Source organism: Mesorhizobium sp. M0633, from assembly GCF_040320645.1.
Classification (GTDB): Bacteria; Pseudomonadota; Alphaproteobacteria; order Rhizobiales; family Rhizobiaceae; genus Mesorhizobium.
On sequence record NZ_JAMYQC010000001.1, the window covers coordinates 14,687 to 38,076 of the forward strand.

Annotated in this window: 16 protein-coding genes and 1 pseudogene; 15 read left to right on the forward strand and 2 right to left on the reverse strand. The window is 63.3% G+C overall.

The annotated features are described in order from the left end of the window. Nucleotides 1-13: 13 nt before the first annotated feature. From NKI47_RS00065 to NKI47_RS00120, 12 genes are all read left to right on the forward strand, one after another. Nucleotides 14-1,042 (forward strand): extracellular solute-binding protein, encoded by a 1,029-nt coding sequence (locus NKI47_RS00065; RefSeq protein ID WP_352586599.1) that lies wholly within the window; start codon nt 14-16, stop codon nt 1,040-1,042. Between the two features lie 62 nt (nt 1,043-1,104). Further along, the gene (locus NKI47_RS00070; protein WP_352586601.1) at nt 1,105-2,301 is read left to right on the forward strand and encodes a serine hydrolase domain-containing protein; all 1,197 of its coding nucleotides are present in this window, start codon (nt 1,105-1,107) and stop codon (nt 2,299-2,301) included. 26 nt (nt 2,302-2,327) lie between these two features. Continuing rightward, nucleotides 2,328-3,509 (forward strand): serine hydrolase domain-containing protein, encoded by a 1,182-nt coding sequence (locus NKI47_RS00075; protein ID WP_352586603.1) that lies wholly within the window; start codon nt 2,328-2,330, stop codon nt 3,507-3,509. Nucleotides 3,510-3,628: 119 nt separating this feature from the next. Continuing rightward, nucleotides 3,629-5,941: a Tex family protein gene (locus tag NKI47_RS00080; protein ID WP_352586605.1), complete on the forward strand. Its 2,313-nt coding sequence runs from the start codon at nt 3,629-3,631 to the stop codon at nt 5,939-5,941. A 242-nt stretch (nt 5,942-6,183) separates the two neighbouring features. Next, a complete protein-coding gene (locus tag NKI47_RS00085; protein WP_352448169.1) occupies nt 6,184-7,389 on the forward strand; it encodes an acyl-CoA dehydrogenase in 1,206 nt (401 codons plus the stop codon). 448 nt (nt 7,390-7,837) lie between these two features. Next, nucleotides 7,838-11,209, forward strand: a complete 3,372-nt coding sequence (locus NKI47_RS00090; RefSeq protein ID WP_352586607.1) for a transglutaminase family protein — start codon at nt 7,838-7,840, stop codon at nt 11,207-11,209. 6 nt (nt 11,210-11,215) lie between these two features. Beyond that, nucleotides 11,216-13,627 carry a circularly permuted type 2 ATP-grasp protein gene (locus NKI47_RS00095; RefSeq protein WP_352586609.1) on the forward strand — a complete coding sequence of 804 codons (2,412 nt, stop codon included), beginning with the start codon at nt 11,216-11,218 and terminating at the stop codon, nt 13,625-13,627. Between the two features lie 7 nt (nt 13,628-13,634). Beyond that, a complete protein-coding gene (locus NKI47_RS00100) occupies nt 13,635-14,519 on the forward strand; it encodes a transglutaminase family protein (RefSeq protein WP_352586611.1) in 885 nt (294 codons plus the stop codon). A gap of 118 nt (nt 14,520-14,637) precedes the next feature. Further along, complete coding sequence (locus NKI47_RS00105; protein WP_352586613.1) at nt 14,638-15,759, forward strand: DNA topoisomerase IB; 1,122 nt, start codon at nt 14,638-14,640, stop codon at nt 15,757-15,759. A 263-nt stretch (nt 15,760-16,022) separates the two neighbouring features. After that, the gene (locus tag NKI47_RS00110) at nt 16,023-16,553 is read left to right on the forward strand and encodes a dihydrofolate reductase family protein (protein ID WP_352586615.1); all 531 of its coding nucleotides are present in this window, start codon (nt 16,023-16,025) and stop codon (nt 16,551-16,553) included. Between the two features lie 185 nt (nt 16,554-16,738). Further along, a complete protein-coding gene (locus NKI47_RS00115; RefSeq protein ID WP_352586617.1) occupies nt 16,739-17,068 on the forward strand; it encodes a type II toxin-antitoxin system RelE/ParE family toxin in 330 nt (109 codons plus the stop codon). Further along, on the forward strand, nt 17,065-17,346 hold the full coding sequence (locus NKI47_RS00120) for a helix-turn-helix domain-containing protein (RefSeq protein WP_352586619.1): 282 nt from the start codon (nt 17,065-17,067) through the stop codon (nt 17,344-17,346). Before NKI47_RS00115 ends, NKI47_RS00120 begins: the two co-directional genes overlap by 4 nt. 100 nt (nt 17,347-17,446) lie before the next feature. On the opposite strand, the gene NKI47_RS00125 is transcribed toward NKI47_RS00120, so the two are convergent. Then, on the reverse strand, nt 17,447-18,313 hold the full coding sequence (locus NKI47_RS00125) for a serine hydrolase domain-containing protein (RefSeq protein ID WP_352586621.1): 867 nt from the start codon (nt 18,311-18,313) through the stop codon (nt 17,447-17,449). Nucleotides 18,314-18,640: 327 nt separating this feature from the next. On the opposite strand from NKI47_RS00125, the gene NKI47_RS00130 reads away from it, so the two are divergent. From NKI47_RS00130 to amaB, 3 genes are all read left to right on the forward strand, one after another. Further along, a complete protein-coding gene (locus NKI47_RS00130) occupies nt 18,641-19,015 on the forward strand; it encodes a YciI family protein (protein WP_023675462.1) in 375 nt (124 codons plus the stop codon). After that, entirely contained in the window at nt 19,012-20,286 is a 1,275-nt protein-coding gene (locus NKI47_RS00135; RefSeq protein WP_352586623.1) for an RNA polymerase sigma factor, read from the forward strand. Before NKI47_RS00130 ends, NKI47_RS00135 begins: the two co-directional genes overlap by 4 nt. Nucleotides 20,287-20,473: 187 nt before the next feature. Beyond that, nucleotides 20,474-21,985, forward strand: a complete 1,512-nt coding sequence (gene amaB / locus NKI47_RS00140; protein ID WP_352586625.1) for an L-piperidine-6-carboxylate dehydrogenase — start codon at nt 20,474-20,476, stop codon at nt 21,983-21,985. Nucleotides 21,986-22,044: 59 nt separating this feature from the next. On the opposite strand, the pseudogene NKI47_RS00145 reads toward amaB, so the two are convergent. Beyond that, nucleotides 22,045-22,908 (reverse strand): annotated as a pseudogene (locus tag NKI47_RS00145) (hypothetical protein). Nucleotides 22,909-23,390 lie beyond the last annotated feature (482 nt).

Consider the following 23,390-nt stretch of genomic DNA (forward strand, 5'->3'; position numbering starts at 1 on the left):
AAAGGAGACTGTGATGTCTAGGAAACTGATGGCTGCCGTTTCGACGGCAGCACTTTTATGGGCAGTACCTGCACTCGCCGATGGTGAGCTGCACATCTACAATTGGGGTGATTACACCAACCCCAAGCTGATCGAGAAATTCGAAAAACAATACAACGTCAAGGTGACGCTGGACGACTACGATTCCAACGAGACCATGCTGTCGAAGGTGCGCGCCGGCAATTCCGGCTACGACATCGTCGTCCCATCCGACTACACCGTGAAGATCATGATCGATGAGGGCCTGCTCGAAAAGACCGAGCCCAATGCGATGCCGAACGGCAAGAACCTCGACCCGCGCTTCGTCGACATCTACTGGGACAAAGGCCGTCACTACACCGTGCCGTGGCAGTTCGGCACCACCGCGTTCGAAGTCAACACCGACAAATTCAAGGGCGACATCGACACGCTGGCAATCCTGTTCGACCCGCCGGACGAGTTGAAAGGCCAGATCAACATGCTCGACGATGTCAACACCGTGATGCACGCGGCCGAGCGCTATGCCGGCGTGCCGCGTTGCGGCGCCGACAAGGCCAATCTGAAGAAGGTCAACGACATTCTCATGGCCGCCAAGCCGTCATGGAAGACCTTCAGCTACGACACCATCACCAAGATCACCTCGGGCGATGTGATCGTCACGGAGGCGTGGAACGGCGCAACCTATCGTGCGCGCCAGAAAATTCCGGCGATCAAATACGCCTATCCCAAGGAAGGCATCGAAGGCTGGATGGACAATGTGGCCGTGCTGAAAGGCGCGAAGAACCTTGAAAATGCGAAGCTGTTTCAGGATTTCGTCATGGCCCCGGAAAACGCCGCGCTGATTTCGGAATTCGCCGGTTACGACAACGGCATTACCGGGAGCCACAAATTCCTGCCGTCGGACTTCGCCAGCGCGCCGGAAATCAATCCGCCGGCCGGTGCGCCGACTGCGGAATTCGTGCCACCTTGCCCACCGGAAGTGGTCGAGATCTACAACAAGATCTGGACCAATCTGCGCAAATAGGCTCGACGTGGGATCGATCGAAGGGAGGCTTCGGCCTCCCTTCTTTGCGACAAGGGGATTGGATGAAATCTTATCGCAACAGCGAACCGGCGCCGCCGATCATGCAGGGTTCGCCGCCGCGGATGGTGCCGCCGAAGCTCGACTGGGACCGGCCGCCATGGAATCGTTGGGCGTTCCAGCACATCCGCGAATTTCTGCCGACCGTCGAAGTCTGGCGCGGCAATGGCCATCGGCATCGCTTCGAGCGCGCCGAGGTCGATCTCGACGCGCTGCCGGTGAGCGACAGCATGGGGCAGCCGACGACGCTCGCCGGGCTGCTCGACGAGACCTATACCGACGGGTTCCTCGTGCTCAAGGACGGCAAGGTCGCCTATGAGCGCTACTTCAACGGCATGACCGAGCGCACGCTGCATTTGTCGCAGTCAATGGCGAAGTCGGTCACGGGCTCGGTGTTCGGCATATTGGTCGGGCGCGGACTGATCGATCCGGCCTTGTCGGCGACGGTCTATCTGCCGGAGCTGGAAGCGACCGGCTGGGCAGGCGCCAGCGTGCAGCATGTGCTCGACATGACGAGCGGGGTGAGCTTTTCCGAGGAATACACCGATCCCTATTCGGACATCGGCCAGGTCGATGTCGCCACCGGCTGGAAGCCGGTGCCGCCAGGCAGCGATCCGGCCTTTCGCTGGCCGTCGCATATGTTTGAACTGATCCTCGGGCTCAAGGAAAAAATCCGGCCACACGGCGCCGCCTTCGAATACCGCTCGATCGAGACCGACGTGCTTGCCTTCATCATGGAGCGGGTGAGCGGCAAAAGGCTGGCGCAGCTGATTTCGGAAGAGCTATGGCAAAAGCTCGGCGCGGATGAAAGCGCCTGCTTCACTGTCGACAGCGCCGGTTATGCGGTCGCCGACGGCGGCTTCAACGCCACGCTGCGCGATTATGGCCGCTTCGGCCAGCTGATCCTCGACAATGGAGGCGGCATCGTGCCGGCCGACTGGATCGAGGCGACGCGCAATGGCAGGCATGGACCGGATTTCAGTCCCAGCCTGCCGGAAGGCAGCTACCGCAACCAGTTCTGGATCGAGGACCCGCGCTCGCGAGCGCTGATGTGCCGGGGCGTGTTCGGGCAGCTGATCCATATCGACTGGGATACGAAAATGGTCGTGGTGAAGCTTTCGAGCTATCCGGATTTCACCAACATCGGCTATTCGGTGGCGACGCTGAAGGCCGTGCATGCCATTGCCGCGGCGCTCGCCTGAACCTCAAAGAAATCCGCAGGACCACCATGACCGGCAAGACCGCGTTCGAAACCAGATACGGCTTTGCCCGCAAGCAAGTGCTGCTCGGCAATTGGCGCGAAAGCCCGTTCAGCCGGTGGTCGTTCCAGAATGTCGGCGAGCTGGTGCCGAGCGCTGCCGTGGCGGCACAGCCGGGCAGCAGCGAAGCGCCGGCGCAGGATTTCGGCGGGTTACTTGGTGAAAAGGTCGCTCTTGCAGGCGGCGCGGAGACGGTCGCGGCTTTTCTCAGGCGCTCCGATACCGACGCGCTGACGATCATGAAACGCGGCAAATTCGTCGGCGACTGGTTCGCGCCGCATATGGAGTTTGGGGCGCGCCACATCGTCTTTTCGATCAGCAAGTCGCTGACCGCCATTATTGCCGGCATATTGGAAGGCGAGGGGATTTTCGATCCGCAGGCTCCGGTAAGCCGCTATCTGCCCGAAGCCGCCGGCTCGGCCTATGGCGATGCGCGTGTGCGGCACGTGCTCGACATGAGTGTCAGCCTCGATTTCGAAGAGGCCTATCTCGATCCGGAAAGTGCCTTCGCCCGCTATCGCCGCGCCATGCTGTGGAATCCGGGCGGGGGCACCGAGAGCCTGGCCACTTTCCTCATGACGCTGCAGGGTCTGGCCGAGCCGCATGGCCGGACGTTCCGCTACCGTTCGCCCAATTCCGACCTGCTCGGCATCCTGCTCGAACGTGCGTCTGGCCGGCGTTTCGACGATCTGATGCGCGAAAAATTATGGGAGCCGCTCGGCGCCGTCGGCGACGCCTCGGTGACAGTCGACGTGGAAGGCACGGCGCGCACTGCCGGCGGCATTTCGGTGACGCCGCGCGACCTTGCACGCGTCGGCGAGATGATGCGGCAAGGCGGCGTGGCCAATGGCCGCCGCGTCGTGCCGGAAGCCTGGATGCGCGACACGACCGAAACTGGCGGTGACGTCGAGGCCTGGCGGCGCGGCACGATGGCGTTCCTGTTTCCGCGTGGCCGCTATCGCAACAAATGGTACCAGACGGGCGCGGCAAGCGGCGCCTTCTGCGGCATCGGCATCCACGGCCAGTGGCTTTACGTCAATCCGAAGGCCGAAATTGTGATCGCAAAGATGTCGTCGCAGCCGGTACCGGTCGACGATCCGCTCGATCTGGATATGATTTCTTTCTTCGAGGCGCTGAGCCGGATGGTCTGATCCATCCAGACAGCCCGACCTTTCCTGTGGACCTCTCGCCGGGTTGAAAATGGCGCAGTTGGCGCGGCAGTGCTCTGCGCCTATGGTCGCTGCTCGTTTCGACTAGCGACAGGTACGACATGGCAGCCGATATCAAGCGCATCGCAACTATCATAGCCGCCGAGATCGCCGCCCGGCCCGAGCAGGCCGCGGCGGCGATCGGCTTGCTCGATGACGGTGCGACCGTGCCGTTCGTGGCGCGCTACCGCAAGGAGGTCACCGGCGGCCTCGACGACACGCAGCTACGCGACCTCGCCGAGCGGCTCGCCTACCTGCGCGAACTCGACGCGCGCCGCGACACCATCCTTGGTTCGATCCGCGAGCGGGGCAAGCTGACCGAGGAGCTCGAAGGAAAGATCGCTGCAGCCGGCACCAAGGCCGAACTCGAAGACATCTACCTGCCTTACAAGCCGAAGCGCCGGACCAAGGCCGAGATCGCACGCGAGCGCGGGCTCGGGCCTCTGGCGGAAGCTATTCTCGCCGACCGTACGGCCATGCCCGCCGAGCTGGCGCTGGCCTACATCAGCGAAGACGTGGCCGACGCCAAGGCAGCGCTCGAGGGAGCGCGCGACATCCTGTCCGAACAGTTCGCCGAGAATGCCGATCTGGTCGGCAGATTGCGGACCTACATGAAGGAACGCGCCTTTCTGCGCTCGCGCGTCGTCGACGGCAAGCAGGAGGCCGGCGCGAAATTCTCCGACTATTTCGACCATGTCGAGCGCTGGGCCAACGTGCCGAGCCATCGCGCGCTGGCCATGTTGCGCGGCCGCAACGAGGAGGTTCTGTCGCTCGACATCGAAGTCGATGCCGATGACGCCTCTCCGGTGAAACCGGTTGAGCGGATGATCGCCGACGCCTACGCCATCGGCCGCCAGTTGCCGGGAGACCGCTGGCTGATGGAGGTCGCCGGCTGGACCTGGCGCATAAAGCTGTCGCTGCACCTGACGCTCGATCTGATGCGCGATCTGCGCGAGCGGGCCGAAGAAGAAGCCATCCATGTCTTCGCCCGCAATCTCAAGGATTTGCTGCTTGCCGCGCCTGCCGGCTCGCGGCCGACGATGGGGCTCGATCCGGGCATTCGCACCGGCGTCAAGGTGGCGGTGGTGGACGGCACCGGCAAGCTGCTGGCGACGACAACGGTCTATCCGTTCCCGCCGAAGAACGATGTCCGCGGCACGCAGGCCGAACTGGCCAAGCTCATCCAGTTGCACAAGGTCGAGCTGATCTCGATCGGCAACGGCACCGGCAGCCGCGAGACCGAAAGGCTGGTGGCCGACATGCTGGCTGATATGCCTGCCGGGTCCGGGCCGAAGCCGCTCAAGGTGATCGTCAGCGAAGCCGGCGCCTCGGTCTATTCCGCCTCGGCAACGGCGGCGGCGGAATTTCCCGGCCTCGACGTGTCGCTGCGCGGGGCAGTGTCGATCGCGCGGCGCCTGCAGGATCCGCTCGCCGAACTGGTCAAGATCGAGCCCAAGTCGATCGGCGTCGGCCAGTACCAGCACGACGTCGATCAGTACCGCCTCGGCCGCTCGCTGGAAGCGGTGGTCGAGGATGCGGTCAATGCCGTCGGCGTCGATCTCAACACGGCGTCGGCGCCGCTTCTGGCGCGGGTTTCGGGTCTCGGCGCATCGCTGGCCGAGGCGATCGTTGCGCATCGCGATGCCTCCGGCCCGTTCGCCAGCCGTCGCGAACTGTTGAAGGTCTCCCGCCTTGGACCCCGCGCGTTCGAGCAATGCGCCGGCTTCCTGCGGATTCCAAACGGCACCGAACCGCTCGATGCGTCAGCGGTGCATCCGGAAGCCTATGGCGTGGCCAAGAAGATCGTCGCGGCCTGTGGGCGCGACGTCCGCTCGCTGATGGGCGACAGCGCCGCACTCAAGGCGCTTGATCCGCGCGTCTTCGTCGATGAGCGCTTCGGCCTGCCGACGGTGCGCGATATCCTGGCGGAGCTGGAAAAGCCCGGCCGCGATCCGCGCCCCGGCTTCAAGACCGCGACCTTCGCCGACGGCATCGACGACATCAAGGACCTGAAGCCCGGCATGCAGCTTGAAGGCACTGTCACCAATGTCGCCGCCTTCGGCGCCTTCGTCGATATCGGCGTGCACCAGGACGGACTGGTGCACGTCTCGCAACTGGCCGACCGTTTCGTCAAGGACGCGCATGAGGTGGTCAAGGCCGGCGACGTGGTCAAGGTGCGTGTCGTCGACGTCGATATCAAGCGCGAGCGCATCGGTCTGTCGATGCGCAAGGATGGCGACGGTGGCGCACCGAAGCCGCGCGACAATGGCAGCAGGCCGGTGCCGCGCGCGCCCGCGCCCCAACGCCAGCCGGAGCGGCCGGTGCAGCAGGGCGCGTTCGGCGCCGCTTTGGCCGATGCGTTGAAGCGGAAGTAATTTCGCGAGCCGGGCTGCGCCGCCAGGTCAGACGGCGGCGCTCGACATTGATGATCCATCACCAATGCTCATGGATCGGCGAAGCTATTTCGTTTGATTTTTTCAGGACGGGAGCCGATAAGCCGCGCGTTTCAAGATTTCTGTTTCGATGCATGTCGTTATCTCCAAGCTGCCGAACACCCTCGGGTCAGGCCCGCGGGCAAGCTTTGGGCGACATGCATGAGTTTGGGAGACCGAGAGCCATGGCCGCCGACAAGAACGCATTCGTCTGGGATGATCCTTTCCTGATCGAGGACCAGCTTTCGGAGGACGAGCGCATGGTGCGCGATGGCGCCGCGGCGTTTGCCGCCGACAAGCTCGCTCCGAAGATCGAGGAAGCCTATCTCGAGGAAAAGACCGACGCCGGCATCTTCCGCGAAATGGGCGAGGCCGGTCTGCTCGGCATCACCATCCCCGAGGAATATGGCGGGCTCGGCGCCAACTACATCACATACGGGCTGGTCGCGCGGGAAGTGGAGCGGATCGACTCGGGCTATCGCTCGATGATGAGCGTGCAGTCGTCGCTGGTAATGTATCCGATCCATGCCTATGGCTCGGAAGAACAGCGCAAGAAATACCTGCCGAAGCTGGCGTCGGGCGAATGGATCGGCTGCTTTGGCCTGACCGAGCCGGATGCCGGTTCCGACCCGGGCGGCATGAAGACGCGGGCCGAAAAGACCGCGAGCGGCTACAGGATCTCCGGCTCGAAGATGTGGATTTCCAACGCGCCGATCGCCGACGTGTTCGTCGTCTGGGCAAAGTTGTCCGACGAAAGTGGGGGCGCGCATGACAACCAGATTCGCGGCTTTGTCCTGGAAAAGGGCATGAACGGGCTGTCGGCGCCGAAGATCGGCGGCAAGCTGTCGCTGCGAGCTTCGATCACCGGCGAAGTGGTGATGGAAGGCGTCGAGGTCGGCGAGGACGCGTTGCTGCCCAATGTCTCGGGTCTCAAGGGACCGTTCGGCTGCCTCAACCGGGCGCGCTACGGAATTTCCTGGGGCGCCATGGGCGCGGCTGAGGATTGCTGGCACCGCGCCCGCCAGTATGGCCTCGACCGCAAGCAGTTCGGCAAGCCGCTGGCCGGCACGCAGCTTTTCCAGAAGAAGCTCGCCGACATGCAGACCGAGATCGCGCTCGGCCTGCAGGGCAGCCTGCGGGTCGGGCGGCTGATGGATGAAGGCAAGATGGCGCCGGAGATGATCTCGCTCGTCAAGCGCAACAATTGCGGCAAGGCGCTCGACATCGCCCGCCAGGCCCGCGACATGCATGGCGGCAACGGCATCCAGATCGGCTACCATGTCATGCGCCACGCCCAGAACCTGGAAACCGTCAACACCTATGAGGGCACGCATGATGTGCATGCGCTGATCCTCGGACGGGCGCAGACCGGGTTGCAGGCGTTCTTTTAGCATTGGCAGGTGTCCCCCGCTGCCAGGGCGCCACTGCCTGGCATCTCCCCTCGCAAGGCGGGAAATCGGCAATTTTCGCCAACCGCGCCACATTTTGTTCTTGCTTTGTGCCGGCAGCTATGCTACTAATTTCGCTGTGGTGCCAATTCGCACCGACGACCCGCTCACCGAGGCGGGTTTTTCTTTTCAGCTCTTTTCGACCAAGCATCGCGCGGGCTGCTGACATCAATGTCGGCGGGAAGCGCCCGGTGCTGACCCGCCGGCCTTCGGCTCTGCACCGTTGCAACGTCTTGCCGCCACGCCACGGAATTCCAGGCTCGGCGCTCCGTTCGTGAGGCTGTGAAAGCTGCTTAATTTAGGTGCAGCGCAACATCTCTGCTTGGAGAATGGTCAGCATTCGTGTCAGGGTTCAGCGAACTCCTTTTGAAACGCCGACTTCAGGGGCACCATGGCAATTCTGGCAGCCGTCTATCACCTGACCCACTACAAATACGACCGGCCGGTCGTCTTGGGCCCGCAAGTCATAAGGTTGCAGCCTGCGCCGCATTCCCGCACCAAAGTGCTCAGCCATTCGCTGAAGGTCGGGCCGGCAAACCACTTCGTCAATTTGCAGCAGGACCCCTACGGCAATTTCCTGGCCCGCTTCGTCTTCCCTGAACCGGTGATGGAACTGAAGATCGAGGTCGATCTCGTTGCCGACATGACGGTCCACAATCCGTTCGATTTCTTCGTCGAGCCATCGGCCGAGACGTTTCCGTTCGAATACCCTGAAGAGATCCGGGACGATCTGACCATCTACCGAACGCCGGAACCGGCGGGGCCGCTGTTGGAGGCATTCCTGAAAACCCTCGCGCGCCACCCGACCAACACCGTCAATTTTGTCGTCGACCTCAATGCGCGGCTGCAGCGCGAGATCGCCTATATCGTGCGCATGGAAACCGGCGTCTTCTCGCCCGAGGAAACGCTGGCCGCCGGCAAGGGATCGTGCCGCGATTCCACCTGGCTCCTGGTGCAGATACTGAGGAACCTCGGCATCGCCGCGCGTTTCGTCTCCGGCTACCTGATCCAGCTCAAACCCGACCTCGTTGCGCTCGACGGGCCGCCCGGCACGGCGACCGATTTCACCGACCTCCATGCCTGGTGCGAGGTGTATCTGCCGGGGGCCGGCTGGATCGGCTTCGACCCGACCTCCGGCCTGCTCACCGGCGAAAGCCATGTGCCGCTCGCGGCAACGCCGCATTTCCGCAATGCCGCGCCGATCTCCGGCATGGCGAGCTTCGCCAATGTCGAATTCGGCTTCGACATGCGGGTAGACCGCATCGCCGAGCATCCGCGCATTACCAAGCCGTTCTCCGACGAGAGCTGGCAGGCGCTGGACGCGCTGGGGGTCCAGGTCGATGCTGCGCTCCAGGCCGGCGACGTGCGGCTGACCATGGGCGGCGAGCCGACCTTCGTCTCGATCGACGATTTCGAGGCTGCAGAGTGGAACACCGCCGCCGTCGGGCCGACCAAACGCGAAAAGGCTGATGCGCTGATCCGCCGGCTGCGCGAACGCTTCGCGCCGGGCGGCTTCCTGCATTACGGGCAAGGCAAATGGTACCCCGGCGAAAGCCTGCCGCGCTGGACCTTCTCGCTCTACTGGCGCACCGACGGCGAGCCGGTGTGGAGCGACCCGTCGCTGATCGCGCATGAAAAGAGCGAGGCGGATGTCGGACCGAAGCAGGCCGAAGGCCTGCTGACGGCGATCGCCGACGAACTCGGCATCGACAAGACGATGGTCAGCGAAGCCTATGAGGATCCGGCCGAGTGGCTGCTCAAGGAAGGCAAGCTGCCTGACAACGTCGATCCTTCCAATTCGAAGCTGGAGGATCCGGAGGAGCGCAGCCGCATGGCGCGGGTGTTCGAACGCGGGCTGACCAAGCCGTCGGGCTATGTGCTGCCCGTCCAGCGCTGGAACAGCCAGGCTTCCGGACCGCGCTGGCGCTCGGAGAAATGGAAGACGCGGCGCGGCAGGCTGTTCCTGGTGCCCGGCGATTCGCCGGTCGGCTACCGCCTGCCGCTCGGCACGCTGCCCTATGTGCCGCCGGCGCAGTTCCCCTACATAGTCCCGGTCGATCCATCGCTGCCGCGCGGACCACTGCCGGCGCGTGAGGCGATCTTGCCCGGTTCTGCTTCGTCGCCGGCTGCGGCCGAACTGGAGGGCGCCGACGAGATGGCGCGACGCCAGCAGGCGGTATCCTTTACGGCCGTTACCGGCCAGCAGGACCGCGTTGAACAGGAGATCACCGAGATCGGCGGCGCCGTGCGCACGGCCCTTTCGGTCGAGCCGCGCGACGGACGGCTTTGTGTGTTCATGCCGCCGGTCGAGGCGCTGGAGGACTATCTCGAACTGGTGGCGGCGGCGGAGAACGCGGCAAGGGCGATCGGCCTGCCGGTGCACATCGAGGGCTACGGCCCGCCGCACGATCCGCGCCTCAATGTCATCCGCGTGGCACCCGATCCCGGCGTCATCGAGGTCAATATCCACCCCGCCGCGAATTGGCAGGATTGCGTGGCGACGACCACGGCGATCTACGAAGAGGCGCGGCAGACGCGGCTTGGCGCCGACAAGTTCATGATCGACGGCCGCCACACCGGCACCGGCGGCGGCAACCACGTCGTCGTCGGCGGCGCCACGCCCAATGACAGTCCGTTCCTGCGCCGCCCCGACCTGTTGAAGAGCCTGGTGCTGCAATGGCAGCGACATCCGTCGCTGTCCTACCTTTTCTCCGGCCTGTTCATCGGCCCGACCAGCCAGGCGCCGCGCTTCGACGAGGCGCGCCACGATTCGCTTTACGAACTCGAAATCGCGATGGCGCAGGTGCCACATCCGGACAAGGGCGCGGCACCCCTGCCGTGGCTGGTCGACCGGCTGTTCCGCAACCTTCTGACCGACGTGACGGGCAATACGCATCGCTCGGAAATCTGCATCGACAAATTGTTTTCGCCGGACGGGCCGACCGGCCGGCTCGGGCTGGTCGAATTCCGCGGCTTCGAGATGCCACCCAACGCGCGCATGAACCTGGCGCAGCAATTGCTGGTGCGCGCCATCATCGCCCGCGCCTGGAAGAACCCGCTCGACGGCCGCTTCGTGCGCTGGGGCACCTCGCTGCACGACCGTTTCATGCTGCCGCATTATGTCTGGGCGGATTTTCTCGACGTGCTGGACGACCTCAAGCTGAACGGCTTTGCGTTCCGTCCGGAATGGTTCGACGCCCAGCTCGAATTCCGCTTCCCGTTCTGCGGCGAGGTCCAGCATGCCGGCGTCAAGCTGGAGCTCAGGCAGGCGCTCGAGCCGTGGCACGTGATGGGCGAGCAAGGCGCGATCGGCGGCACCGTGCGCTTTGTCGATTCCTCCGTCGAAAGGCTGCAGGTGAAGACCGAGGGGCTCAACCCGGAGCGTCACGCCGTCGTCTGCAACGGCCGCGTCGTGCCGATGAAGGTGACCGACAACCGCGAGATCGCGGTGGCCGGCGTGCGCTTCAAGGCCTGGCAGCCGGCGTCGGGCCTGCATCCGGCGCTGCCGGTCAACACCCCGCTGGTCTTCGACATCTATGACCGCTGGTCGGGCCGCGCGGTCGGCGGCTGCGTCTATCATGTGGCACATCCCGGTGGGCGCAGCTACGACACGTTCCCGGTCAATGGCAACGAAGCGGAGGCGCGGCGGCTCGCCCGCTTCGAGCCGCGTGGCCATACGCCGTCCAGCTATGTGCTGCGCAACGAAGAAGCCTCTGAAGATTTCCCGATGACCCTTGACCTTCGGCGGCCGCAAAGACTCTGATCAGCCATGGCGAAGGGGAATCACAAAAGGCTGCGCAGGAAGCCGCAGGCCCACAGTCTGCTGGAGCACTATCAGCCGATCGACGGCGTCGTCGACGAGATGGTCGATGCGTCAGGCAATCCGCGGCCGGCGTGGCGGCACTTCATCGAGGCGCTGGAGGACCTGGGGCCGGAAAAGCTTGCCCAGCGCTTCGCCCGCGCCGACCAGTACCTGCGCGATGCCGGCGTCTATTACCGCGTCTATGACAAGGCCGGCGCCAACGAGCGGGAATGGCCGCTGGCGCATGTGCCGTTGCTGATCGAGGAGCAGGAATGGGCTGACATCAGCGCCGGCCTGGTCCAGCGCGCCGATCTGTTCGAGGAGACCATCGCCGACATTTACGGTCCGAACCGGCTGGTCGAGAAAGGCATTCTGCCGGCCGGATTGATCGCGGCCAGCCCGGAATATTTGCGGCCGGTCGTCGGCACCAGGCCGGCCAGCGGCCATTTCCTGCATTTCTGCGCCTTCGAGCTCGGTCGTGGCCCGGACGGCCGCTGGTGGGTGCTTGGCGACCGCACACAGGCGCCGTCGGGCGCCGGCTTTGCGCTGGAAAACCGCGTCGCCACCACGAGGGCGCTGTCCGACATCTACGGCGAGATGCATGTGCACCGCCTGGCCGGCTTCTTCCGTCGCTTCCGCGACGCGCTGATCGGCATGGCCAAGCAAGCCGGCGGCCGTGTCGCCATCCTGACGCCGGGACCGCTGAACGAAACCTATTACGAACATGCCTACATCGCCCGCTATCTCGGCATCATGCTGCTCGAGGGCGAGGACCTGACCGTCTCGAGCGGCAGGCTGATGGTGCGCACGGTTTCGGGGCTGATGCCGGTGAGCGTCTTGTGGCGGCGGCTCGACGCCGCCTTCGCCGATCCGCTTGAATTGCGGCCGGACTCGCAGATCGGCACGCCGGGGCTGGTCGAAGCGGTCCGGCAGGGGGCGGTTTCGGCCGTCAATGCATTGTGCTCCGGCCTGATGGAGACGCGCGCGCTGCTCGCCTTCCTGCCGAAGATTTCGCGCGCCCTGCGCAATGAGGAACTGCTGCTGCCGACGGTCGCGACATGGTGGTGCGGGCAGGAGACGGAGCGCGAGCATGTGCTCGCCAATATCGATAGCATGGTGATCGGCCCGGCGCTGTCGACGCGGCTTGCCTTCGAGGACGACGGCTCGACCAAGCTCGGGTCAGCGCTGTCGGTCGAGGAACGGGCCGAACTCGTCGCCAGCATCGAACGGGACGGCGGCGACTTCGTCGGCCAGGAAGCGGTGACGCTGTCGACCACGCCTGTCTATGTCGGCGGCTGGCTGGAGCCGCGGCCGGCAAGCCTGCGCGTCTATCTGGCGCGGACGCCGGAAGGCTGGACGGTGATGCCGGGCGGCTTTGCCCGTGTCGGCTTCTCGCTCGACCCGACGGCCATCGCCATGCAGCGCGGCGGCCAGGCGGCGGATGTCTGGGTGGTCAGCGACAGGCCGGTCGAGCGCGAGACGCTGCTGCCGCAGGAGCACGACAGCTTCACCCGAACCTTGCCGGGCAGCCTGCCCAGCCGCGCGGCTGAGAACCTGACATGGCTCGGTCGCTATATCGAGCGGTCGGAAGACACGGTGCGCATCCTGCGCGCCTACCATGTGCGGCTGGCCGAGACATCCGATCCCGAGATGCCGCTGCTCGCCGATATCAGCGACTATCTCGCGCCGTTCGGCATCGACGTCGAGACGGCAATCCCATTGGGGCTCATCGGCACGCTGGACAGCGCCGTTTACAGCGCCGGGCAGATCCGCGACCGCTTCTCGCCCGATGGCTGGCTGGCATTGAAGGATCTGTCGAAGACCATCCATCAATTTGCCGCGACAGTGGCGCCGGGCGACGACGCGACAAGGGCAATGACGGTCATCCTGCGCAAGCTGGCCGGGTTTTCCGGCCTGCTGCACGAGAACATGTACCGCTTTGCCGGCTGGCGTTTCCTGGAAATCGGCCGCAGGCTCGAACGCGGCATCCAGATAGCCCGCACGCTCGCCCGGCTGACCAGAGCCCAGGCGCCGGAAGGTGCGCTCGACATGATGCTGGAGATCGGCGACAGCGTCATGACCCACCGTCGGCAATATCCGGTGCAGGCGGGACGGCGCACGGTGGTCGACCTTTTGGCGCTCGATCCGCTCAACCCGCGCTCAATCCTTTTCCAGCTCGAACGGCTGAAGGCCGAAATCGCGCTGCTGCCCGCTGTCGGCGCTGAAGGCCATATGTCGCCGGCGGCCAAGGAAATCCTGCAGCTCAACACGTCGATCGCCATCAAGGAGCCCTCGGACATGACGGCCAAGGCCCTCGGCGATCTCGCCAATGAAATCGGCGGGCTCTACAACAGCCTCGCCAAAGCCTATTTCGGGTAGAGACAGCATGCTCTACGACATCAGGCTTCACCTGCGTTACGACTATGATGCGGCGGCCGGCGGCGGCCGCCATCAGGTGCGCGTGCTGCCGCCGACCATCCCTGGCGTGCAGCGCGTCATCGCCGCTTCACTGTCTTTTGTGCCGGCGCCCAGCGAACGTTCCGACTTTTCCGACTTTTTCGGCAACAGTGTCACCTCGATCGCCTTTCGTGACGCGCATGATGCGCTCGACATCAGGATGAGCGCGCGTATTTCAGTGTCGCGGCCCGAACCCGGGCTCGACGTATCGCCGGACATACGCCGGCTGAGGGAAGAACTCGGCGCAGTGCACTCGCTGGCGCCGGCTTCGCCGCATCACTTTCTGGCCGCCAGCGATCATGCCGGCATCGACGCGGCAATCACTGCCTATGCGAAAGGCAGTGCCGGCAGTTCGACAGTCGGCACGGCCATGGCTCTGTGCAACCGCATTCACCGCGATTTCACCTATGACGGCGAGGCGACCACCGTGCAGACGCGGGCCAGCGACGCCTTTGGCCTGAAGCGCGGCGTCTGCCAGGATTTTTCCCACATCATGATCGCCGGCCTGCGCGGCCTCGGTATTCCCGCGGGCTATGTCAGCGGGTTCCTGCGCACCATCCCGCCGCGCGGGAAGCCGCGGCTCGAAGGCGCCGACGCCATGCACGCCTGGGTCAAGGTGTGGTGCGGGCGCGATGCCGGCTGGCAGGAATTCGATCCGACCAATGGCATGCGGGCAAGCAACGACCATATCACGGTCGGCTACGGCCGCGACTACTCCGATGTGGCGCCGATCGTCGGCGTGCTGAAAACCACTGGTGGACAGGCCGGCGAGCAGGCGGTCGACGTCATTCCGGTCGTGCTCGAAAAGGCGTGACGACGCACGTCTTCGTTGCACGGCGACGTCGATAGGCTGTTCTGGAACCAAGAGATCAAGAGGCGTTGGAACCCGCAGCCGGCAAGCGGCTTATCTACGGAAATTCCGTGGAGAGGACATGCTGGACAAATCCGGATCGTCGTCTGGCCGATCGGCTGTGAGGAAAGCTGCACCAAAAAACGGGGTGCCGCAGAACGGAGGGCTGGAGAACGGCGCGCAAGCCTCGGCCGTTCGGGCCTCGCTCAACTATGTCACCGACACTGAACCCGGTATTCGCCGGCTGCGTTCGGGCAAGGGGTTCTCGTACAAAGGACCCGACGGGCGGATTGTCGACGGGGAGGCGCTGGCACGCATCAAGGCGCTCGCCATTCCACCGGCCTGGACGGATGTGTGGATCTCGCCGGATGCCGACGGTCACATCCAGGCGACCGGTCGGGACCAGCGCGGCCGCAAACAATACCGCTATCACCCGCACTGGGCGGAGGAGCGTGACGGCGTCAAATATTCGAGCCTGATCGCCTTCGCCGAAAGCCTGCCCGAACTGCGGCGGCAGATCGACGTCGATTTGCGCCGTCACGGCCTGCCGCTGGAACGCGTCGTTGCGGCTATCGTCTGGCTGCTCGACAACACGATGATCCGTGTCGGCAATGCCGCCTATGCCCGCTACAACAGGAGTTTTGGGCTGACCACGCTGCGTGACCGCCATGTCGACATCAAGGGCTCGAGCCTGCGTTTTGCCTTCATCGGTAAATCCGGCAAGGAATGGAGATTGAAGCTTGTCGATCGCCGGATTGCCAAGGTCGTGCGCGGAGCGCAGGACCTGCCGGGCCAAAAACTGTTCCAGTATCTCGACGAGGACGGAAACAGGCATCCGGTGCGCTCAGACGACGTCAACCGCTATATCAGGGAGAACGCCGGAGCGGAGTTCAGCTCCAAGCACTTCAGAACCTGGGGTGGCACCATCCATGCGGCGTCGCTGTTTGCGCAAACCGAGCGTCCGGAAAGCCAGGCGCAGCAAAAGCGGGTGATGAACAATGTCATCGACAAGGTTGCCGAGCGGCTCGGCAATACGCGCGCGGTTTGTCGCCAATGCTACATCCATCCGGAAGTGTTCCGCGCCTGGTCCGAAGGACGGCTGCTGGACGAAATGGCGGATGCCAACAAAGGCAAGCGCTCGATCGCTGGGCTCGACGACGAGGAGGCCTTGGTCTTGAGATGGCTGAAGGCGAGAGAGGGCTGACGCCGGGACCCACCTCTCAACCGAAATGTGGAAACCAAGCAGATAGAGGTGCCGAATCCGTTTGCAGCATTGGTGTGCTGGGCGATCTTCTTGCCGAAAATATCCTCGTGCGGCATTCTGCGCACCCGATTGTAGCAAAATGTCCCATTTTGCGGCGTCGCAAAATTCAATCGCAAAACTGTCGCTTTAATCGGGATTTTCGCGACAAAGGAATGACGCAGTAGGGTGGCCATCATACCCTGACCGGCACGGAAACTTACGGCATGGCGAAGCTCGTTTTTGGAATGAACCTCTCCCTCGACGGTTATGTCGACCATCAGGAATTTGGACCTGATCCTGCTCTCTTTCGTCATTGGATCGACCACGTCCGCGACCTGACAGGCAGCATTTACGGTCGACGCATGTATGAAGTCATGCGCTATTGGGATGACAACCATCCTGAGTGGACCCCCGAGCAACGCGACTTCGCGATGGCGTGGCGAAGCCAGCCGAAATGGGTCGTGTCCCGCTCGTTGAAGTCGGTCGGCCCTAACGCAACGCTTGTCATGGATGACGTCGAGGTGGCAATACGCGGGCTAAAGACCCAGCTTACAGGGGAGATTTCCGCTTCCGGACCGGAGTTGGCGCAAAGCCTGACTGACCTAGGTCTGATCGACGAATACCGTCTTTACCTTCACCCAGTGGTGCTTGGTCACGGCAAGCCCTTCTTCACCGGTCCTCGGCCGCCGCTCCGCCTTGTGGCCAGCGATCGGGTCGGCGGGGAGGTCATCAGGTTGACTTACGTTCCTGCCTGACCACGGATTGCGCCGACCGTCATGGCCGCTTCGAGGTCGAAAGCCGCTGTCTTCGTGTCGCGAAAATCCTGACTTTTGCACTATTTGCATCCAGATCTGGGTGCGGCAAGGTGACAAGTAGCCCTTGATGCAGCCCGAAGAAAAGAGGCTTGCGGCGACTATACAAATTTTTGTATAGTCGCCGCATGAAAATGCTCAAGTTCCGGGGCAGCGCCCTCAATGATCTGCGCGCTTTCCCGAACTCGGCACGGCGCGAAGCGGGCTACCAGCTCGACAAGGTACAGAATGAGCAACCTCCAACCGACTGGAAGCCAATGGCGACAATCGGGAAGGGTGTGCAGGAGATCAGGATTCGGGACGAAGCCGGCGCCTTCCGGCTGATCTACATCGCCAAAGTCGCCGATGCGGTCTACGTGCTGCATTGCTTTCAGAAGAAAACGCAGAAGACCAGCAAAATGGATCTGGACCTGGCGGCGAAACGCTACGGCGATCTGATGAAGGAGTTAGGCCAATGAGCAACGAGACTTTTGCAAGCGTGTGGGACGCCATCGAAGACACCCCCGCCGAAGCAGAGAACATGAAGCTCCGCTCCACACTGATGATGGCGCTGGAACAGCATATCCGGGCAAAGGGCTGGACGCAGGTCGAAGCCGCGCGCCATCTCGGCGTGACGCAGCCCCGCGTGTCCGATCTCCTGCGCGGTAAGATCAACCTGTTCGCCCTCGACACCCTCGTCAACATGGTGGTCGCGGCCGGACTGCATGTTGAAATGCGCGTTCTGCAATCTGCCTAATCGGCATTTGCCGGTTATTTTGTCGCTTCAATCGGGAATTTCGCGATACGGCAAGATCGCGGAAGGTTGGAAAACGGCCGATCGGCTTCGGGTGGGGGTGTCAAAAGCCGCCGTTTTCCAAGGCACGGAAAACTTCCGCCTCGGGAATGGTGCTTGAAGCGGCGGTTGCCCAAACGACGCATGTTCTCCCCTGCTGCCCATAGACGGCAATTCGACTTCCGGGACCGCTTCCGCTGTGACCGATGGGATGGGCGAGCGGGTTCGTTGCCCGCAGCATCAGCCCCAATCCGTATGCTGGATCGGGATGGAGTTCAGAGCGGAATTGCGGGAGCGGCCTGTGTTCGAGCATTCTGGACAGCGCGTTCCCGTCGACCAAATTGCCGGCGAGTAGATGGCGAAGAAGTCGGGCCGCATCCATCGCCGTGCCGACAACCAATCCGTGATAGACCCAGGCCGGATGGTAGCCGATCGCGTCGCCCATCTGCACGTCTGCTAAATCAGCCGGAGTGAGGGCGAGCCGGGCCGTGGCGAGTTCGGCAGGGATGAATACGAGGTTGGAAAGAGCCTCGGAAAGAGGGACATTCGTTGCCTCCTCGATCAATCGGGCGACCTCCTGGTAGCCGATGTTCGAATAGGCCCACCCTTGACCGGGTTCGTATCGCAGCCGATCCGCTTCGACTGCATTCAACAGGTCATCAACAGACCACGGCGAACGACCCGCTTCAACATCGGCGTGGTAGGCCGGAAGGGAACCGTAGTCTGGTAACCCCGCCTCGTGCTGTAGGAGTTGGGCAGGTGTGAAAGATTTCCCCTCGACAGCTTCGTCGAGGTTGATCTTGCCGCGTTCCGACAGGCGCAACAGAGCAACCGAGAGCGCCGTCTTCGCAAAGCTCCACCATGGAATCGAATCCGTAACCCCCGTTGCGTCTGTTTCGCCATCGTCACGAATGAACACTTTTGCTTCCATGCCGCATCATAGGCAGCCTGGGATGACGACGCGAGAACCGTCCGCTCTTTGGAGAGAATCCGACGTTCATCAACTTCTCGATTGCATCGATTCCGGTGTCGCGAAACTCCTAAGTTTTGCGACAAAATCGATGGCGTTGAATTTTCAGGGAAGTTCCTGCCGCAAAGTCAGTCGCAAAAATTCGAAGTTATGCGACCGACTTTTGCAGCAGAAAGCATTCCACATTTCAGTTAGGGGCTGGGACACCGGACGGAGCGTATTTTTTTGTCGACGCGGTGTCGGGATCGGTCCTAGTGTTTCGTCCTTTGACAGAGAAAAGGACGACCCATGCTCTACGCGATCCTCTGCTATGCCTCTGAAGACGTCGTCTGCTCCTGGAGCAAGGAGCAGGATGATGCGGTCATGGAAAAACTCCTCGGCGTGCAGGAAAAATATGCCCAGGCGGGACGGCTTGGCCCGGTGGCGCGGCTCTTGCCGACGACGGCGGCGACGACGCTGAGGAAGATCAAGGGCGAAGCGGTGGTCATCGACGGCCCGTTTGCCGAAACCAAGGAACAGTTCCTCGGCTTCTACACGCTCGAATGCGCCGACCTCGATGAGGCCGTCGACTTCGCGCGCGAGCTTTCCGAGGTCAACCCGAGCGGCGGCTCCTATGAAATCCGGCCGGTCTCGCTCTTCAATCCCGCCAAGGTTTCCGCATGACCGAACTCGCCTGGATCAGCACAGCAATCAGCACCGCTCGCCCGCAGGTGATGGGGGCATTGCTGCGCTACTTCCGCGACCTCGACGCGGCGGAGGAAGCATTCCAGGACGCCTGCCTGAGGGCACTGAACAACTGGCCGAAAAACGGTCCTCCGCGCGATCCGGCAGCCTGGCTGATCTTCGTCGGCCGCAACAGCGGCATCGATGCGGTGCGCAAGCGCGCCAAGCAGGCGCCGCTGCCGGAGGAGGACCAGATCTCCGATCTGGAGGATGCCGAGAGCGACGTCGCCGAGCGGCTGGACGGCGCGCATTATCGCGACGATATTTTGCGGCTGCTGTTCATCTGCTGCCATCCCGACCTGCCGGCCACACAGCAGATCGCGGTGGCGTTACGCATCGTCTCCGGCCTGACGGTCAAGCAGATCGCCCGCGCCTTCCTCGTCGGTGAAAGCGCCATGGAGCAGCGTATCACGCGCGCCAAGGCGCGTATCGCCGACGCCGGGGTGCCGTTCGAGACGCCGGGAGCGGTCGAGCGCTCCGAACGGCTCGCCGCCGTCGCCGCCATGGTCTACTTGATCTTCAACGAAGGCTATTCCAGCAACAGCGGCGAGGCTTCGGCGCGTGCGCCGCTTTGCGAAGAGGCGATCCGGCTGGCCCGGTTGCTGCTCAGGCTGTTCCAGACCGAGCCGGAGATCATGGGGCTGACGGCGCTGGTGCTGCTGCAGCATGCACGCTCGCCGGCTCGCTTCGACGAGAACGGCGAGATCGTGCTGCTCGAAGACCAGGACCGCAGCCTGTGGAGCCGCAAGATGATCGATGAAGGCCTGGCGCTGGTCGATAAGGCGTTGCGCCATCGCAAGCCCGGTCCCTACCAGGTGCAAGCGGCGATCGCCGCACTGCATGCGCGGGCGGAAAAGCCCGAGGACACGGACTGGAACGAGATCGACCTGCTCTACGGCCTGCTCGAGCAGATGCAGCCGTCGCCGGTGGTGACGCTCAACCGCGCCGTCGCGGTCTCCAAGGTGCGTGGACCGGAAGCCGCACTCGCCATGATCGAGCCGCTGGAGGGAAGGCTTTCCGGCTATTTCCATTTCTTCGGCCTCAAGGGCGGACTGCTGATGCAGCTTGGCCGCGGCGAGGAGGCGCGCGTCGCTTTCGACCGCGCCATCGCGCTTGCCAATACGGCCGCCGAGGCAGCGCATATCCGCATGCATATCGACCGGCTGATGAAAGAAAGCGCCGTGCCGGAAGCCGCCAAGACGGCACGCTAGTTCGCTCTATCTGGCTGGTTCAACAGTCGGACGCCGGCTTGGACCATGCCGGGGTGGCGATTTCTCCCTGAAACGCGTAATGCCACGCCATGACAGCGCCTGGTATGCCGACCGGCAAGGAACCGGTATGGCGAAAAGCTTGGACCGACGCCATATGAGCGACGGGATCTGAAAGGGACGAAACGAAATGACGATTGCGAAGGAAACGGCCGGGGTTCTGGCGAAACTGGGCGTTGCCGAGGGCGCGCTTACGGGCGGCGACCTCATCGTGCGCAGCCCGGTGACCGGCGAGCAGATCGCCGCGCTGAAGACCATCTCGCCGGCCGATGCGGCAACGACCATCGACAATGCCCACAAGGCTTTCCTGGCGTGGCGGCAGGTGCCAGCTCCCAAGCGCGGAGAGCTGGTGCGGCTGCTCGGCGAAGAGTTGCGCACACACAAGGCCGAGCTTGGCCGGTTGGTATCGATCGAAGTTGGCAAGATCCCATCCGAGGGTCTTGGCGAAGTGCAGGAGATGATCGACATCTGCGATTTCGCCGTCGGTCTTTCTCGGCAATTGTACGGCCTGACCATCGCCACCGAGCGTCCCGGCCATCGCATGATGGAAACCTGGCATCCGCTCGGCGTGGTCGGCGTCATTTCGGCCTTCAACTTTCCGGTGGCGGTATGGTCGTGGAACGCGGCACTTGCGCTGGTCTGCGGCGACGCGGTTGTGTGGAAGCCGTCGGAGAAGACACCGCTGACGGCGCTCGCCTGCGAAGCGATCTTCAAGCGCGCAGCAGAACGTTTCGGCGATGCGCCGGAAGGGCTGGCGCCGGTGCTGATCGGTGATCGCGCCGTCGGCGAGATCCTGGTCGACCATCCCAGGGTGCCGCTGGTCTCGGCCACCGGCTCGACACGCATGGGCAGGGATGTCGGCCCACGGCTGGCGAAGCGCTTTGCCCGTGCGGTGCTGGAGCTCGGCGGCAACAATGCCGGCATCGTCTGCCCGACGGCCGATCTGGACATGGCGCTCCGCGCTATCGCCTTCGGCGCCATGGGCACGGCCGGCCAGCGCTGCACGACGCTCAGGCGCCTGTTCGTGCATGAGAGCGTCTATGACCAGCTCGTTCCGCGCCTGAAGAAGGCTTATGAGAGCGTCTCGGTCGGCAATCCGCTGGAGACAAGCGCTCTGGTTGGCCCGCTGATCGACAAGGCTGCCTACGAGAATATGCAGAAGGCGCTGGAGGAGGCGGCTTCGCATGGCGGTAAGATAACCGGCGGAATGCGGGTCGAGAACGGTCACCCCGAGGCCTACTATGTGCGTCCGGCGCTGGTTGAAATGCCGCGGCAGGTTTCGCCGGTGACGGAGGAAACCTTCGCGCCCATCCTCTATGTGATGAAATATTCGGACTTCGACACCGTGCTAGAAGAACACAATGCGGTGGGAGCGGGGCTGTCATCCTCGATCTTTACCCGCGACCTGCAGGAATCCGAGCGCTTTCTCAGCGTCGACGGATCGGACTGCGGCATCGCCAACGTCAATATAGGCACGTCAGGGGCCGAGATCGGCGGTGCCTTCGGTGGCGAGAAGGAGACCGGCGGCGGCCGCGAGTCGGGGTCCGATGCCTGGAAGGCCTATATGCGGCGCGCCACCAATACGGTGAATTATTCCAAAGCGCTGCCGCTTGCGCAGGGCGTGTCGTTCGACATCGATTGAAAAGCCAGACCTCCGTCGCGGCGGCGCCAAGGCTGCCACGACGGCGGTCGGCTCGCGGTTCAGCTGGTTTCGGAAGTTACAACACAATTGTCGAAGGCTGCATCGATGATGGCGAGCTTGACCGCCTGGGCGGTCATGTATTCCTGATAGAACTCGCTCGACACCCACATGACCGAGTGACCGCGCTGGCCCAGCCAGCCGATGCTGCCGAGTTCCTCGGCATCGCGCAATTTGCGTGACAGGTGAGTGCGGGAAAGCTTGAGCCAGTTCGCGAAATCTCCGATTGAGACGACACCGGTCGGGATTCGGTCCAGGTCGGCATGATCGGGGTCGACGCCGGACATCAGCCAATCCATGACGATGCCGCCATTGTCGAGCCAGGTGAACAAGGAAAAAGTCTGTTTTGGCTGCCGCACGGCATGCGACGAAAGCAGGCCGTCGGCCACCAGCGGCTGCAGTTTGGCGAGCACATCCGGTTGTACGACGAATGCAGCCAGTCGAGATACACCGTCCAGGCTGTCCAGCGTTTTGAGATGAGCCATGACCCAGCCGGCAACCGTCTCCAGAGTGCCCGCGGCCGGCTCAAAGGGGCGGATGCGCCCATATTTAATCGGCAGATGCCGGATGAAACCGTAATGCAGCATCTCCTTCAGGAAGGCATCGGCGGTGTTGCGGCTGGCCACCGAATGCCGGCAGATGTCGTCCATGAACCGTGCGGACGTAAGTCCCTTGCGATGACCGTCCGGCTCTCGATTGAAATACAAGCCAAGGCCGATATGGGCCATCAGCCAACGCTGTTGCGTGGCGAATACGGATGCCAGCCGCGGGTTCGCTTCATAGGTCTAGAGAAGCGTCCGCGACTGAGCCTGGACATGGCGACGCAGTGCCGGATGGCTGGCAATGTCTTCAGAAACCAGCGCCATCCCCGCCGAGCCCAACCAAATTTGCAACTGGAAAATGCCGATCACAATTTCAGCCTTCGCGGGTCGTGTCCAGAGCCGGCGCATCAGGATACGAGCTGAATCCCGCCGGCTAGTGGGCTGAATTCCGCGACTTGATCGCCGAGGCCACTGATTTCGCTGCAGAGGGCCAGCCCGCTCGAACCCACCAATGATGACTTCGCCTGTCCAGCCCGTGCTCCCGCCGATGGCGACGCGGAACCAACACAAGCTTTGCTCGTTGAAGAACGCTGATTGGACTGAGACAGTGAGGGACTACAAAATGGAGAATGGCCTTTTCGCCACACCGCCTGCAGCTTTCCGGCAAACAGAGTCGGTCTGGCCGCGGGCGCTCAGGTGGCTGTTGCGCCGGGTGCGCAGCGCCTCCGACAGCTCGGGAACCATGTTGAAGCCAATCCTCTCCGGACCCAAGGATGATAGCGGGCCTACTCCGCCTCGACGCCCTT